Origin of the sequence: Paenibacillus sp. G2S3, assembly GCF_030123105.1 — a bacterium.
Lineage (GTDB): Bacteria > Bacillota > Bacilli > Paenibacillales > Paenibacillaceae > Paenibacillus_AQ.
Genome location: NZ_CP126095.1, coordinates 1,286,024 through 1,301,567, shown reverse-complemented (window position 1 = coordinate 1,301,567; position 15,544 = coordinate 1,286,024). Strand labels below are relative to the sequence as shown.

Annotated in this window: 15 protein-coding genes; 3 read left to right on the top strand and 12 right to left on the bottom strand. The window is 44.6% G+C overall.

Features of this window, described 5'->3' with window-relative positions; genetic code table 11:
• Positions 1-19 precede the first annotated feature (19 nt).
• Positions 20-406 (bottom strand): hypothetical protein, encoded by a 387-nt coding sequence (locus tag QNH28_RS05730; RefSeq protein ID WP_283910546.1) that lies wholly within the window; start codon positions 404-406, stop codon positions 20-22.
• A gap of 42 nt (positions 407-448) precedes the next feature.
• Positions 449-844, bottom strand: coding sequence for a hypothetical protein (locus tag QNH28_RS05725; RefSeq protein ID WP_283910545.1), 396 nt, complete (start codon positions 842-844; stop codon positions 449-451).
• A gap of 90 nt (positions 845-934) precedes the next feature.
• Here QNH28_RS05725 and QNH28_RS05720 point away from each other — a divergent pair, with 90 nt between their 5' ends.
• Positions 935-2,068, top strand: coding sequence for a UvrB/UvrC motif-containing protein (locus tag QNH28_RS05720; RefSeq protein ID WP_283910544.1), 1,134 nt, complete (start codon positions 935-937; stop codon positions 2,066-2,068).
• 66 nt (positions 2,069-2,134) lie between these two features.
• Here the strand turns inward: QNH28_RS05720 and QNH28_RS05715 are convergent, their stop codons facing one another.
• The 7 genes from QNH28_RS05715 to QNH28_RS05685 form a co-directional block, all read right to left on the bottom strand.
• On the bottom strand, positions 2,135-2,467 hold the full coding sequence (locus QNH28_RS05715; RefSeq protein ID WP_283910543.1) for a DUF6468 domain-containing protein: 333 nt from the start codon (positions 2,465-2,467) through the stop codon (positions 2,135-2,137).
• 151 nt (positions 2,468-2,618) lie between these two features.
• Positions 2,619-3,974, bottom strand: a complete 1,356-nt coding sequence (gene pbfA / locus QNH28_RS05710; RefSeq protein ID WP_283910542.1) for a (R)-1-hydroxy-2-aminoethylphosphonate ammonia-lyase — start codon at positions 3,972-3,974, stop codon at positions 2,619-2,621.
• Positions 3,964-4,779 (bottom strand): phosphonoacetaldehyde hydrolase, encoded by an 816-nt coding sequence (phnX, locus tag QNH28_RS05705; RefSeq protein ID WP_283910541.1) that lies wholly within the window; start codon positions 4,777-4,779, stop codon positions 3,964-3,966. Before phnX ends, pbfA begins: the two co-directional genes overlap by 11 nt.
• Entirely contained in the window at positions 4,776-5,870 is a 1,095-nt protein-coding gene (phnW, locus tag QNH28_RS05700) for a 2-aminoethylphosphonate--pyruvate transaminase (RefSeq protein WP_283910540.1), read from the bottom strand. Before phnW ends, phnX begins: the two co-directional genes overlap by 4 nt.
• Before the next feature lie 22 nt (positions 5,871-5,892).
• Positions 5,893-6,894: an extracellular solute-binding protein gene (locus QNH28_RS05695; RefSeq protein WP_283910539.1), complete on the bottom strand. Its 1,002-nt coding sequence runs from the start codon at positions 6,892-6,894 to the stop codon at positions 5,893-5,895.
• Between the two features lie 47 nt (positions 6,895-6,941).
• Positions 6,942-8,561, bottom strand: a complete 1,620-nt coding sequence (locus QNH28_RS05690) for an ABC transporter permease subunit (RefSeq protein ID WP_283910538.1) — start codon at positions 8,559-8,561, stop codon at positions 6,942-6,944.
• A complete protein-coding gene (locus QNH28_RS05685; RefSeq protein WP_283910537.1) occupies positions 8,554-9,306 on the bottom strand; it encodes an ABC transporter ATP-binding protein in 753 nt (250 codons plus the stop codon). Before QNH28_RS05685 ends, QNH28_RS05690 begins: the two co-directional genes overlap by 8 nt.
• Before the next feature lie 197 nt (positions 9,307-9,503).
• Between QNH28_RS05685 and QNH28_RS05680 the strand changes: the two genes are divergently transcribed.
• Both QNH28_RS05680 and QNH28_RS05675 read left to right on the top strand, forming a co-directional pair.
• Positions 9,504-10,277, top strand: a complete 774-nt coding sequence (locus QNH28_RS05680; protein ID WP_349655035.1) for a DeoR/GlpR family DNA-binding transcription regulator — start codon at positions 9,504-9,506, stop codon at positions 10,275-10,277.
• A gap of 608 nt (positions 10,278-10,885) precedes the next feature.
• Positions 10,886-11,038 carry a hypothetical protein gene (locus tag QNH28_RS05675; RefSeq protein ID WP_283910535.1) on the top strand — a complete coding sequence of 51 codons (153 nt, stop codon included), beginning with the start codon at positions 10,886-10,888 and terminating at the stop codon, positions 11,036-11,038.
• Positions 11,039-11,127: 89 nt separating this feature from the next.
• Here the strand turns inward: QNH28_RS05675 and QNH28_RS05670 are convergent, their stop codons facing one another.
• From QNH28_RS05670 to QNH28_RS05660, 3 genes are all read right to left on the bottom strand, one after another.
• Positions 11,128-13,356: a Tex family protein gene (locus QNH28_RS05670; RefSeq protein WP_283910534.1), complete on the bottom strand. Its 2,229-nt coding sequence runs from the start codon at positions 13,354-13,356 to the stop codon at positions 11,128-11,130.
• A 119-nt stretch (positions 13,357-13,475) separates the two neighbouring features.
• Entirely contained in the window at positions 13,476-14,675 is a 1,200-nt protein-coding gene (locus QNH28_RS05665) for an MFS transporter (RefSeq protein ID WP_283910533.1), read from the bottom strand.
• 180 nt (positions 14,676-14,855) lie between these two features.
• Positions 14,856-15,464, bottom strand: coding sequence for a TetR/AcrR family transcriptional regulator (locus QNH28_RS05660; RefSeq protein ID WP_283910532.1), 609 nt, complete (start codon positions 15,462-15,464; stop codon positions 14,856-14,858).
• Between the last annotated feature and the right edge of the window lie 80 nt (positions 15,465-15,544).

Here is a 15,544-nt window from a genome sequence, read left to right as displayed (position 1 = left end):
ATAAAAAAACCTCTACTTCTCAAGGCGTCCATTGATCATGAATAATACCTACTAGTGCATGATCCTCTCCAATCTTCTCAAAGACTAGACGCAGACTGCGCCAGTCCATCCCTTCCACAGAAGGATCGATACCTTCAATATGATATTCAACGAAATCATATTTCTCCTTTGGATACACTTCGTTTAAGTTATTAATCATTGTGCCTTGACCAAGCCCCTTGTTCACAGCAATCTCGGCCGTCTGAATGAAGTCCGCATCATAAATAAACCGCTTGTAGTAATCTGCGAAGGTCAGCTCGATTAAATCACCCGAGCCAGCAAATGTTCGCCAGACTCTTTTGGTGGAGTCTTTCATTAATCCTTCCACTTCATCCTTGCTGAACACAAGATCATTCTTCGTATCCACGTGTGCATAGGGAGAGAACCGAAGTCCTTTCTCCGAATGGACTCATGCAGCTAGTTGGTTCATATCCTTGTTCCGAAGCACATTCATCACCGTAGATGCTGCTTCCGTTACCGATGGCGGAAGTCCTTCCTTATCCTGAGGTTGATCGGTACTCGATGGTTCCTGCTTCTCCTGCTCCTGATCGGTACTCGATGGTTCCTGCTTCTCCTGCTCCTGATCGGTACTCGAGGGTTCCTGTGTCTTCTGTGACTGCTCTGTTTCGGTTGGTTCTTGTGTCGTCTGTGTGGGTTCCGCTGAGGTCAATGATTGTTCCGTTTGAGACTGCTCTTGCGTCTGCTTCGGATCTACACCTTTTTCAGGCGTTCCATTACTACAGGCTGTAAGCAATAACATGCTCGTTATCAGAAGCATCCCTCCAATATTACTCGCTCTACGCATAAGTTCCCTCCTCACTATTCGATCATTTCTTATTAGACTGATTTGAACAAATGAAGGTTGCAAGCTTATACTAAAACTATTAATCAGATCTTGAATGACGGAGGGGTTACTATCGATTTATCAGAGAAACTAAAGAGCCTTCCCCTGACTCCCGGCGTGTATCTCATGAAGGATGGCCTCGGCCATATTATATATGTAGGTAAGGCGAAGCAGTTGAAACGGAGAGTGAAATCGTATTTTCAAAACTCGAAGTCTCATTCCCCAAAGGTAAAACAGCTCGTTCGGCATATTAAAGATTTGGATATTATCCTTACAGATACCGAATTCGAAGCTTTTATGCTAGAGTGCAAATTAATTAAAGAAATAAAGCCCATGTACAATAGAAAAATGAAAAATCCACAGGCCTATACGTATATCGTAATAGGAGCAGACGACAAGATACGTTCGTTAGAGATAACCTATGATCCTGATGTCCAGAAAGGGAACCTGATTTGGGGGCCCTACACGAGTAGAAGTACCGTGGAAAGAGCCGTGCAAGGCATCAAGGAAAGCTCAAAAATCCTTTGCAGCAATCCTAGCTTCAAAAATTCTTTATGCCTGAACCATTCGCTTGGCTTATGCATAGGGATGTGTGCAGGCGGCGAAGCCGCTGTTCAATATAATACAATCATTGATAAAGTCATAGCCCTACTAAATGGAACGGATTCCAGCCTCCTTGTGGAGATGGAGCAACAGATGACTAAAGCAGCAGAGCAATTTGACTTCGAAACCGCCGCCAAATACAGGGATTATATCGGAGCCATCAGCTTCCTGAATCACAAAGAGAAGGTTATCGAATTCGCCGCAGAGAATCAGAATATTGCTATCCTTGAGGCCATGGATGAACAGACACTTAAACTCATATTGCTCAAAGGCAATCGCATCCTGACGCATACTAAGCTCGAATACGCTCAACCCGATATTACCTACTTGCAATCCGTTATAACATCAGCGATTATGGACGCTTTCTGCGGTGAACTTAACCAGGCCCCGGCAGCAATTACTCGCCATGAAATTGACGAAGCACAAATTATATACAGCTATTTAAAAAGCAGCTCCTGCAGCTACATCATCGTGCAAGAGGATTGGCTTGCAGCCGACAATCATTCCCGTCTAGACACTGCGGTGGACGAGCTGTTGCGAATCTTTTTAAATGCTGCTCCAGCCCATTCGTATAATTTTTAATTCTAGGTATGGGTCGTCACTACGACAAAGGCGGGCGCTATCGCTCCTACAGTTCATTTTATATAGTTAACGACTGCCTGCCTTTGCAGGCTTCGTTTTTCGGTTTCGGTTCAACAATCTTTTATAGCGTTTCTGGGTGTATAGCACTTCGCCCGCCTCCATTACCGTTTGCTTCGCCTCATTTACAACCAGCTTAGTTTCCTCTACACATTCCTTCATACGATTGATCTCCGATTTGAATTCTGCTGATCTATCCTTCGCCTGCTCCAACGTGATCTGGATATTCCCCTTCATCTCATCTATTGGTTCCTTCAATCCCTCTACCGATTGTTTAACTCCGTCAAGGGACTGCTTCAGACCGTTCACACTATTCTTTAATTCCTTCAATGGATTTCCCACGTCTATCTCCTCCTAGTAATAAGCCATTATTTCAACTGTTACTCTAAACTTACCCAAAAAGAGCAGGTCCTTCACTCCTTAAACGACAAAAAAGGTTCCTTCAACCCCATGTACGGAGCGGAAGAAACCTGTTTTGAAGCTTACTTATCTCTCAACTAAATTTACTCAATCCCTCATCCAGAAGGTTAACTGCAAATGTTAATTGCTCTTCAGATACAATAAGCGGGGGATGCCAAGTGATGCAGTTCCCTCCAGCCAATTTAAAAGAAAGACCCTTCTCCAAGCAATAATATAGGACTCGCTCAGCTAATTCCTCATTCTTCTCTTTGGTGTCTCTGGAATTCACAAGTTCAATGGAGATCAGTAATCCAGCGATTCGAATATCTCCTATGCAAGCATGTTTAGCCGACAGAGCCTCAAGCTTTCCTCTTACAAATTCAGACCGGCCGATACATTGTTCCTGCAGATTTAAGTCATCGATATAATCGATGGTGGCACAGATCGCCGCACTTCCTAACGCCGGTTTCTCATGGGTATAGTGACCCAAAGATATATCCCCTACACAATCATATTGCGTTCTGGTAAGCACCGCCGCTTGCGGGATCACCCCTCCACCTAACCCTTTACCCAGCACAAGGATGTCCGGTTCGATCTCAAAATTCTGATGGACGTAGAACCTTCCGCTTCGCATAAGCGCTGTTGGAATCTCATCAAAAATCAGCAGAATCCCATATTCATCACATATTTTTCTTAATCTTGTGAAATAAGAGATAGGCGGGATATGCGTATCCGTCGCCCGAATAGGCTCCAGTAAGATCGCCCCGATCTCTCCCTCATGCTGAATCATATATTCCAGATAGTCGAGGCAGAAGGTAGCCACTGCTTCATGGGAATGACTTCCCAGCAGGTTGCGGTATCCGTTAAAGGGAATGGCTTTCAGCATCCCTGGCATTTGCGGGCCCATATCCTTTTTAAACACATACTCCCCACCTACAGCGATCGTGTCCAGTCCCGCGCCATGAAAAGACTCCCACATGGAGATGACCTTATGTTTTCCCGTCCATTTGCGAGCAATCTTAAGGGCAAGACCTACAGCTGCACTCCCGGATGGAGTGAAAAGTACTTTATAGTCCTTTGAAGTCGTTTTGTTGATTAAAGCTTCTGCAGCTTTCACCGCAATATCTGCTGTAAATCTTCTTGGAATAAACGGTAGCTCGTCGAGCTGTTTTTTTAAAGCTTCAGTTACGTAAGGATTCTTATAACCAATCTGATGAATGCTATTTCCATGAAAATCAAGATATTTGCGTCCATTCACATCTGTGATATAACATCCCTCAGCATCTACGATGCTGTTCAAGCACGGCGTTGACATGGATTGTCGCATATATGCACGCTCATCCGCTTCGATCCGCTCCATACTCACAGCGCTAAGCTGGGTCATCCACTCTGTCCGCAAGGGGCTAAAGTTGATGTCGCCTTCCCTTTTCAGCTCATAATTATCTCGCATAAGGTCTGATTCCTTGAGAAATCAGGACATTGATTCGCCCAATTAGCTGAGGCAGCTCACTCATCGATTGAATCGTAAAGTCTGCGCCATTTTGTATAAAAGAGGTCTGTGTCGCAGAGATCACCGTTTCCTTCTCCACGTCTGAAAGTGCATTAAATTCCTCCTGGCTTAAGCCCATTTCAGAGCTTCCAATAATTACACCTACAGACCAGACGCCTGCATTAACGCCTTCTTGAATGTCTGAAATCGTATCACCTACCTTAACAACCTTCCATGCTGCCGATAGCTTTAAAGCTTCCATATTATGATAAATCATATAAGGGTAAGGTCTTCCCAGTGAATGCGTCCCATCTGGCGTGATTACATAATCCGGTTGGTATCCCTTCCTAGCGGCATTTGGAATCACAACATCCATCATGGATTGGGTATATCCAGTGGTCGAGCCAATCTTTAATCCCTGGCTTCTGAGCACTTGGACGGTCTCAATGACCTGCGGAATCGGATCGGTATATTCGGATAAGGATGCCATCAGGGCCGGTTCGAATTCAGCATACAGGTTCTCTACATCCTGTTCAGTAAAAGCTCTGCCAAATTTCTCTTCCCACAAAGCACCTACTCTTGGCATGGATAACATCGCGCGGATATGATCTATTTTCAGCATCCCCATAGGGGCTCTTGCTTGCTGCATCGTAACTTCAATCCCAGCTTCCCGGAAAATATCAAGGAACACATTCACCGGTGCAAAGCAGCCAAAATCAACCGCTGTTCCTGCCCAATCCAGAATTACGCCTTCGACTTGATTCATTGTGTCATTCCTCCCATGTATGCTTCGATAATATTACATAAGCTCTGAATATCTTCTTCGTAAATTTCACCAATATTCCCAATCCGGAAGGTGTCGTGCTCCGTTAATTTGCCTGGATAGAGGACGTAGCCCTTTTCTTTCACATATTCATAGAAATCTTCAAAGCTAAACGTCTCGTTCGGAAAAAGAAAGGTGGTTATTATAGGAGATTGCTTATCGTCTGAGATATACGCCTCTATTCCTATTCTCGCAAGTCTCTCTCTCAGTACGCGGTTATTATTCTGGTATCTTGCTGCCCTTGCAGGAATGCCGCCTTCTTCGATCAGTTCTTCAATCGCCTTCGAAAATGCAGCCACTACATGGGTCGGAGACGTATAGCGCCATTTCCCATCCGCGTCCATCGCCTTCCATTGATCGTATAGATCAAGTGATAGACTACGTGCATTCCCTTTACATGTGAGCAGCTTATCCAGCTTTGCAATGACAAACCCAAACCCCGGAACACCCTGAATACATTTATTGGCGCTGCTGATTAAATAGTCAATTTCAAGCCCAGGTACATCAATCTCTATTCCACCGAAGCTGCTCATCGCGTCGATAATTAATGTTTTATCGTAGGCTTTTGCCAGTTGTGAGATCATCTCAAGCGGGTTAAGAATCCCTGTCGTCGTCTCGCAATGCACCATCGCAATGTGCGTAATGGCTGGGTCCTCTTTAAGAATCCCTCTAAGCTCTGCCTCTTGGGGGAATTCATTATATAGGGCACTATACACACGATAATGGAGTCCGATATATTGCGCCATTTGCACAATACGTTCTCCGTAGGCACCGTTTGTAATAATCAAAAGCTTATCATCCGCTGAGATCGCCGTAGTCAGCACAGATTCCACTGCAAACGTACCACTACCCTGCATGAGAACTGCCGTATATTCCTCGTTCGTTGCCCTTGCCAAATCCAGAAGTCTGGATCTGATTTGTTGTGTAGTGTTCTTATAGTCCTGGTCCCAAGTACAACGGTCAAAGAGCATTTGCTCTTTGACCGTGTTAGTAGTTGTCAATGGACCGGGTGTCAGCAATTTATAGTTGTTCATGGCCCTAACACTCCTTCTAATCTTATTTATTTTCTTTAAAGAATTGTTGATGTTGCTCCAGCAATTCCACAGTCAACGGCTTAACAAATTTCATACTGTGTGCAGGTTTATGGATATCACTAACTGTTTCATCTTTATAAAGAGCTACTGGGTAATTTGTAATTAAATCTTTTCTAGCATCTTTAATAATCGTTTCTGCCATTTTCATAGCCAGCTCTGTAGTCGCATCGTCTTTTTTCACTACGGCAACGGATTCTGTAAGCGAGAAGTTACCTTCCGTTGGATCTACATAGTCAATCGGTGCGCCTTCTTCTTTAGCTAGTACTGCCTGATGACGAAGTCCAAAGCCTGCAGCTACTTCTCCTGCTTTTACCTTTTTAATCGGACCGGAACCGGAGCTTTCCAGATGTGGACCTACATTAGCAACCAAATCATGCAGAACCGTTTTGCCTTCTTCTTCCCCGTATTGCGATATAATCGCCTGAACTAACAACCAGCCTGTCGAGGAGTCCATAATGTTCGGAACAGATACCAAGCCTTTAAATTCTGGTTTTGTTAAATCCTTAATGGACGTTGGCATCGCCAAGCCTTTATCTTTAAGCACCGCTGTGTTTACAAAAATAGCACCGGTATTCGCCAAAATCGGCGTATAGTACGCTGGATAGGAATCTAGTGCATTAGTCGTAAATGATAGGTCTTTAAACATGTCGTGTTTCTCTTGCGCACTTTCTACAAAATAAGAGCTCATCGTGATCAGGTTAGCCTCAATTTTGTCTCCCTCTGCCATCAGCTTTCCACCCAGCTCAGAAGTGCCTAAGGATTGAAAGATATATTGCCCTTCGTACCCCGCACCTTTTAGCGCAGTCTCCATAGAGGCTACAGCTTCTTCATCTGCATTGGTCAAAATCACTACTTTACTCGCATCACCCGATGCTTTATTTCCGCAACCTGCTAATGTAAACACCAAACTCAAAGCCACGATAGACAACATAATTCCTTTGAATCCCTTAATTCTCTTAGACATAATTTCTCCCTCACTTTAACTAGTTTTTTTATATATAAAATCGTTAACTAACGAGAGTTTGATTGCCGTTTCTGGAGATAGTCACCTAGGAGCTTAATGATAAGGTTGGTGCAAAAGATCAGGATGGATAGGACAAACACCTCATTAAATTTGGCGAAATGCTGCAGCTCTTTTATTTTGCTCGCAACTACCGAGGTTTGGGCAGTCACTAGAAAGATAATTCCGCTAATAGTCACCATCGCATTGATAAAATAGTAGCTGACCATCTCGATCACCGTGGATGCAGAGTTCGGTAGAATGACCCGGCGGATCGTCTGCAGCCAGCTGTCACCTAATAACTCAGCAGTGGTTTCCCACGATGGATTCATTTTCGCCAGAGAGTTCTTTGCCATCAAATAAGGAGTCGTAAAGTAATGGACAAGGGTGCAGAGCACAAGAATCGTAAAGGTTCCTTTGAGACTGCTGTTATTGAACAGAAGTAGATACGACAGACCAAGGACCATACCCGGTACCGTGTTCGTCACCATCGATAGAATGTCGAAAGTCGCTTTCCCTTTTACGGGCGTTCGCACATTGATGATAGCCGCAGCATAAGCCACGATCGTACCTACGATTGCTGTCAGCCCTGCTACGAGCAAGGAGTTTTTATATACATTGATTAAATCGCTGGATTGAAAAACATCCACAAAATGCTTAAACGTAAACGTTAGATCATAAGGATAGCCAATCATCAGTGGTGCAACGAACATGACTGCAAACACAGCCAGTAGCCCAATTAGAATTACGGATGAGATCAGTCCAAGAACCGAATCTCTGCCTTTATTCCGGATCATCTCGATTTCAGTCACCTTGTCATAATGGAAATTGAACTTTTCAAGATACGTTAACAGCACAACCCCGAATGCCGCCGGTATTAACATCAGTACAGCAATAACTGCCCCATTGTTGAAATCCGGTATAGCCCCAAGCATGACCTGATACAGCTGAGTAGCAACCACGTTATACGTCCCCCCCACCGATGCAGGGATCCCAAAATCCGTGAAGCTTAGGATAAAAGAAAGAACAAATGCCCCTCCCAAAGTACCCCATAATGGCCGAACGATCGTGTTCATGAAGCTTCGCAGCGTCCCATCTCCCATAAGCTTGGATACGACGATGAACTTTTTATCAATGTACTTGAACGAATTATGAATCAGTAGGAAAGCCGAAGGTAAGGTATAGATCACATAGCCTATCAACAGTCCATTAAATCCGTAAATCTCGAATAAATTCCGTCCGAAGATTTTAGTAATCAGTCCCTGATTGCCAAAAGAGTACATAATTGCAAACCCATAAGTAATCGTAGGCAGCAGCATGGGGATCAGGATTCCAGTTCTAATGATGCTTTTTAACGGGCGATAGATTCTTGTACAATGGATAGAATAGGCTAGGATAAAGGCTAGAACCGTCGTGATGAGTGCCGTAACACCGGAGACCTTCATACTATTTCCGATGGATTCTCGAATCTCTTGATCTGCCAGAATGGTGAGATAATTGGATACCGAATAACCTTGGCCCGTCTCAAACGAGCGGATAAATAAAACTGCCAGCGGCAAGATCAGGAAAACAATAAATAACAATACGATTGGGATAAAAATGATCCGCATTTCCGGTTTAGCTTTAGGCATAATGTTCACCGAACAGGTTATAGATATTTTCACGTTTCACTTGCAGTTGCCCCAGAATAAATTCTTTCACAAAATCATTACTAGGATGATGAATGATCTCTTGCGGCGTTCCGAATTGGGCAATATGACCTTGATTGATAATGAGGATTTTATCCGACAGGGTTAACGCCTCTTCAGGGTCATGGGTGACGATAATCGTCGTAAGCTTATATTCTCTGGCGATGGATTTAATCCGGGCTTTAATAGATTCTTTGATGATTCCATCCAGAGCGCTTAGAGGTTCATCGAGCAGTAATAATTTAGGCTTCATCACGAGCGTTCTTGCCAAAGCCACCCTTTGCTTCTGCCCCCCCGATAGAGCGCCGATCTTCTTCGATAAATGCGGCTTTAATTCCAGAAACTCGATATACTCCTGAATCTCATGCTCCGACGTTAATCCTTTTTTATTTTTCAGACCATAAACGATATTCTCGTAAGCATTTAAGTTAGGGAACAATGCATAATCTTGGAACACTATATTAAATCCACGTTTCTTCATTGGTACATTACTCAAATCCTGATCGTTAAAAATAATTTTCCCTTGCTCCATTTTTGCCAGTCCCAAGATGATGTTTAGCAAGGTGGTTTTGCCACTCCCGCTGGGGCCGAGTAAGGAGACAATTTCCCCTGCTTGGATGTCTAGACTAATATCCTCTAAAACAACCTTGTTATCGTAATGCTTGCTTATGTTTTGTAATTTAAGCAAAGGTTCCACCTCCTCAAGTACAACCTCAGTATAAAAAGGTTTTGTTTTTGAGGATAAACAGTTAGGTAAAATGTATGTAAACTTTAAATAAGTTGTGACTATATTATAAGTATATCATGACTAACTTAAAAAGGAGTTGTTGCTACCCTATACTAATCCCTTTATACTTCAACTATCGAAAGCGATATAAACTTTGAATGGGTGATTACATGTTTCCTCTGGAAAGACAAAAGAAAATCATAGAGATCTTAATGCTGAAAAAGGTTCAGAAGCTGCCGGAGCTAGCAGAAGAGCTTAATATCTCTATCGATACCCTTCGCAGAGATATCAACCTGCTGGACAAGCAAGGGAAGATCAAGAAGATTTATGGTGGAATTAAACTGGTGGAATCGGAGTTTGCTGAATCTCCAATGGATGCGCGGATGGTCGGTCACTTAGAGGAAAAGAAAATGATCGCCCGAAAATGCAGCGAATATATCAACGATGGGGATTGCATCTATCTGGACAGCGGCTCTACCACCTATCAGATCGCCAAATATATCAAGAATAAAAAGAATCTCACAGTCATTACGAACTCCATTCCTGTGGTCAACGAGCTGATGAACAGTGCGGTTGAGCTTATTATCATTGGCGGAAAGGTCCGGCTAAATGAGCAGTCTGTCATTGCATACGATTATCTGTTTAATTTCAGTGAGCTAAATATACTTAAAGCTTTTATTTGCGCCAGCGGCATTACCCTTGAAAAAGGCATCTCCGACTATAACCTGGAGGAGGCCCAAACGCGCAAAAAAATTATCGATCTCTCCAAAGAAGTTTATGTTGCGGCAGACCATACTAAATTTGGGAAAGATGTGACCATCGGCATCGCCTCCCTCGATAAAATTGGGTACATTATTACCGACCGTAATATAGATCGAAGCTACCTGCAGAAGTTTAAAACCAAACGCACGAGCTTGATTATTGCGGAATAATAACTTTCTTCATTTAAACAATCACAAACGTAAGCAAGGAACGCTTCTCCCGATATTTGAGAAGCGTTCCTTTGCGTTTTTGCTCAAGCCTCATTTTCTCATGCCGGAAAACCGGTGCCCTCATATAAATTAGGGAGAATCTCCCTATTTTTATGAGATTTAAGCACATCAGACTACTAATTAGGGAAAATCTCCCTATAATTCATCTGATTCGTAGGCGAATATAGAAATTAGCCCGATTTTTAGGGAGGAATTCCCTTATTCCTTTGATTTTATGCAATTATCGGCTTTTTTGAGGGATTTTTTCCCTAATTACTCTCCCAAACACCATTTTTCTGAACATCCCTGAACATAACATCATAGACAGCATTTCAGGACCTCTTACACTAAAAAACCAGACACGCAGGAGAACACGGTAAAGGATTCGCAGTGGTATCCAATGAAATCCGAAAATTAGCATCTTGAACAAACTCCGCTGATGATTTTGCTCGATTGTTTGAGGACATTCGGAATAACACACATCAGGTGCTTGAACAAGCAGAAGACCTGAAGGATAGGAGCGATCATATCCGCACGCTTCCACCCTTGTACTGGGCGAAGTCGATTTAGTGGCTGCAATTACCGAAGAGAATACACCAGCTATTGAACAAGTCCTTGCTAACGCTGAGGTTCAGCAACAACATGTTTCTGAAACGGTGATCAGCATCAGCAATCTAAATGAATTAGCTATTAAGTTAGACAATTTAACGAGATCTTCATAGATAAAGCTGTTTTAATACCATTCAGTCAAAAGAAAAAGCCATCTACTCCTCAACGAAGTAGATGGCTTTCTTTGCTCATTTAGCTCACTTTAGCTAAGACTTCCCGCCTCAACACGTGGCGGACGCATGGTCAGGCTGACCCTGCCCTTCTTCAGGTCAACACCCATCACCCAAACGGTGACATTGTCTCCTACGGAGACAACGTCCATCGGGTGCTTCACAAAGCTGCCGCTAAGCTGGGATATATGCACCAGCCCATCGTTCTTGATCCCGATATCGACGAATGCGCCGAAATCGATCACGTTGCGGACCGTTCCCTGCATTTCCATGCCGGGAACCAGATCCTCGATCTTCAGCACGTCGGTGCGGAAGATCGGCAGCGGCAGCTCCTCGCGAGGATCGCGGCCCGGACGCTGCAAGCTCTCCAGGATGTCGCGAAGCGTTGGCACGCCGACATCCAGCATCACAGCCAGCTCCTCGGCATTTTGTGCCTCCAGCTGTGAAGCCACTTCTTTGCTGCCAAGCTTATTTACATCGAGGCTTAGCTCGCGGAACAAGCGATCCACCACCGGATATGACTCGGGGTGAATAGGTGTGCGATCCAAGGTGTTGTCTCCACCAGGAATCCGCAGGAAGCCGATACATTGCTCATAGGACTTCGCACCTAGACGAGGTACCTTTTGCAACTGCTTCCGAGTCGTGAACTTACCGTTCTCTTCACGGTATTTAACGATATTTTTAGCAATCGTTCCATTAACTCCTGCCACATAAGAGAGCAAGGCTGGAGATGCCGTATTCACATCTACACCTACATGGTTAACCGCCGATTCTACGACAGCCTTTAAGCTCTCCTCCAGATGCTTCTGGGAGACGTCATGCTGGTATTGTCCCACACCTATAGCCTTCGGATCGATCTTCACCAGCTCCGCCAGCGGGTCCTGCACACGGCGGGCGATAGAAGCTGCACTGCGCTCTGCCACATCCAGATCCGGGAACTCCTCCTGCGCCAGCTTGGAAGCCGAATAGACACTCGCTCCGGCTTCATTAACGATCAGGTAAGCCAGCTCTGGATCGCCAATTTCGGCGATCACTTCTGCCGTAAATTGTTCGGTCTCACGAGAGCCTGTCCCATTCCCGATCACGATGAGCTGAATGCCATATTTAGCGATTAGTTCTTTAAACTTAGCAGCAGCTTCAATTTTCTTGTTGTTCGGCGGCGTAGGATAAGTCACGGCTACTTCAAGCAGCTTACCAGTATCGTCTACGACGGCCAGCTTACAGCCGGTACGGTAGGCAGGGTCAACGCCCAGCACACAGCGTCCCTTTACTGGCGGCTGCAGGAGCAAGCTACGTAGATTACCAGAGAAGATCGAAATCGCTTGATTCTCGCCCCGCTCGGTCATCTCCCCACGAACTTCACGCTCCACGGAAGGAGCAATCAGACGTTTGTAGGCATCCTCAGTCACTGCTTCTAGCAGCTCCTTCACCGGGGATGGACCTTTAATGATTTTCCGCGCAATGTAAGCATGAATTTTGTCAGTGACAACCTCAATGCCTACCTTCAGAATATTCTCCCGTTCACCGCGGTTAATGGCGAGTATACGGTGAGGTGGCATTTTGTGTACAGGCTCACGGTAGCTATAGTAGTTCTCGTATACGGATTCCTGCTCTGCATCCTTAGCTTCAGACACAAGGATGCCCTGACTTGCCGTATATTGCCGAACCCAAGAGCGGATCGCAGGATCATCAGCAATATTCTCGGCGATGATATCCAGTGCGCCTTGAAGTGCTTGATCTGCGGTCTCCACTCCTTTTTCAACATCTATATATTTCGCAGCTTCGGTTTGTGGGTCCCCTTGTCTCTGCTGCTCCATAATCCAGTTCGCAAGCGGCTCTAAGCCTCTTTCTTTCGCAACACTAGCACGAGTCTTACGCTTCTGCCGGAAAGGACGATATAAGTCCTCTACTTCCTGAAGCTTGACCGCTTTGGTGATTTGTTCATGAAGCTCCTTGGTCAGCTTGCCCTGCTCTTCAATATTGCGGATAACGTCTTTCTTACGTTCGCCCAAATTGCGAAGATAAGCCAGGCGTTCTTCAATATCACGCAGCGCATTCTCGTCCAGCTCACCCGTCATTTCCTTCCGGTATCTGGCGATGAACGGAATCGTATTCCCCTCATCCAGCAGTCCAACCGTTGTACGCACCTGCTTCAGGCTAATGTTCAATTCCTTGGCAATCGCAACAGTAATCAATTCCTGCTCCCGCTGTGTGGCCGCCTCATCCGTAATGACTCCCGTATTGCTGTTATCTACCGTCATTAGTATCCCTCTTCCCGTACACAATCTGCTTATACAATTCTTGTTCTCATAACTAAAATAGTATCACAGATCGGCTCTGTTCCAAAGTCCAGCCTAGGGGAGGGGGCAGATACAGAGGTTTAAGCGCGTTGTCCCATTCCCCTTTTGCCAGAACTTAGCGACAACACAAAGCATAATGCTAGAACAAACGCTGCTGCCACATATGGGAAGTTAATGCTTAGATCAAAAAGATACCCTGCAACGATAGGCCCTGCGATATTTCCAAGACTCGTATAAGCAGAGTTCATTCCTGCTACGAAGCCTTGCTGCGTTTCCCCGGCCATTTTGGATAGCTGGGTGCCTACCGCTGGCCGAAGAATATCCATAGCCAAGAATACGACAAAGGTAATTGCACAAATCGCCCAAAAGCCACTTACAAACAGCGTCAGCAGAATAAACATCGCAGCAGTTATAAGGCAAGTGGAGATTACCTTATTCTCGCCGAATTTATTCAGAATCCAGCCAAACGCGGATACCTGCACCACAGCACCGGCGATCGAGCCAAAGGTAATCACAAAAGCAATATCTTTAGGGGTAAAGCCAAATTTATGGTCCACGAACAATCCGAACACCGTTTCATAATTAGCCAATCCAAACGCCATAACAAATACAATAATTAACCCGAAAAAGTACGGTTCACGATATGAACGTATCAATTGCGTGAAGAAGCTCTCCTGATTATTCTTTGATAGCTTCGCTTCCATCCGTTTCTCTGCAGACAGAGACTCAGGCAAGATCAAAACTGTGATTAGAGCTGCGATCCCAGCCGCACCAGCCGCACAGAAAAAGGGTACCCGCATGCCAAGCTCAGCAAGATAACCGCCAATCCCTGGACCTATAATAAATCCGGTAGTAATGGCTGCATTAATAAGCCCCATGCCTTTCGCTCTCTCTTCAAAAGAGGTCGTGTCCGCTACATAAGCCATAACCGCTGGCATAATTAACGCAGCACCTACACCACCGAGCAATCTTGAAACGAACAAGAGCCAGGACACATTCGCCAGACCAAAGAGCAATTCTGAAAAAGCAAACACGATCAGACCCGCAACGATTACTTTTTTCCGGCCAATTCTGTCGGATAACCTGCCCGCGAATGGCGATACTAATAATTGGGCAAGGGAGAATGAAGCCACTAACAGCCCGACGGTACTTCCGGTGATCCCAAGTTCATTCATGTAAGTAGGCATGATAGGAACTACAAGCCCGATTCCTGTAAAAGCAAGAAAAATATTAAGCATAACAAGAAGCATAGCGCCCCTGTTTCTAAGTAGTAATGACATTGTGTTAACCTCCGTAGTTTCTAAAGCCAATTCTTCGAGTAGTTTTTCTGTAGAGACTAGAGACCGACCATCCGGTCTAAATTATAATCAAAAAAATAGTCTATCCGTTTCCGGTGCTTTCGAGAAGCTTCAGCCTTCAAGATTCCTGAATGTAAAGCTTCTTTCATGCCCCCATATATCTTACCCCGTATATATCCCTCGTAATAACAATCGTACTGATTCCCGGTAATATTTTTTGATATCATCCGAAGTCTTTTCATGCATGGAGTATTCGGAAACTCTTCCGATCCCTTCGAGCATACCATTTACAATAATCACATAATCCTCTAAGTCACCTTTTATAAAATACCCCGTGTCCATGCCTTCCTTCAAAAGATCGCGACATGCATGCGAGGCAGCCTCATATAAAAGAACAAGCCGCTTAGTGATATCCTCCGGATGGGCTCTGCTTCTTGAGAATTCCTCAAGCGCCTGAATCAACGGGTTCTGAAAATCATTTGCATAGTGCTCAGCTAATGCATACAAACGCTCTTCAACACCAACAATTTCCTTCTTCTTATCTTCCCACGCCTGTAACCACTGCGCCGTATCCTCTTCCACTACATATAGAAAAAGTTCATCCTTGCTCGGAAAATGATGATATAAGCTGCCCTTACTAACATTCGAGGCTGCGCAAACTTCATTCATGGTTACAGCTGCATACCCCTTCTGAACAAAGAGCTGCGTGGCTTTAAGTACAATTCGTTTCTTTGTTTCTTCTCCATCTGAACGTCCTCTGATTCTAAGCACCTCCTAAACCGACCGTACGGTCTAATACTATCAGATCATTTTTAAAAAGTGAACCCCTGATCCTTAATTACCATCAGTTC

Coding starts and splice junctions, on each gene's coding strand:
- QNH28_RS05725 (WP_283910545.1), bottom strand. CDS start 844: ATGCGTAGAGCGAGTAATATTGGAGGGATGCTTCTGATAACGAGCATG.
- pbfA (WP_283910542.1), bottom strand. CDS start 3,974: ATGCGAGATAATTATGAGCTGAAAAGGGAAGGCGACATCAACTTTAGC.
- phnX (WP_283910541.1), bottom strand. CDS start 4,779: ATGAATCAAGTCGAAGGCGTAATTCTGGATTGGGCAGGAACAGCGGTT.
- phnW (WP_283910540.1), bottom strand. CDS start 5,870: ATGAACAACTATAAATTGCTGACACCCGGTCCATTGACAACTACTAAC.
- QNH28_RS05695 (WP_283910539.1), bottom strand. CDS start 6,894: ATGTCTAAGAGAATTAAGGGATTCAAAGGAATTATGTTGTCTATCGTG.
- QNH28_RS05690 (WP_283910538.1), bottom strand. CDS start 8,561: ATGCCTAAAGCTAAACCGGAAATGCGGATCATTTTTATCCCAATCGTA.
- QNH28_RS05680 (WP_349655035.1), top strand. CDS start 9,504: ATGGGTGATTACATGTTTCCTCTGGAAAGACAAAAGAAAATCATAGAG.
- QNH28_RS05670 (WP_283910534.1), bottom strand. CDS start 13,356: ATGACGGTAGATAACAGCAATACGGGAGTCATTACGGATGAGGCGGCC.
- QNH28_RS05665 (WP_283910533.1), bottom strand. CDS start 14,675: ATGTCATTACTACTTAGAAACAGGGGCGCTATGCTTCTTGTTATGCTT.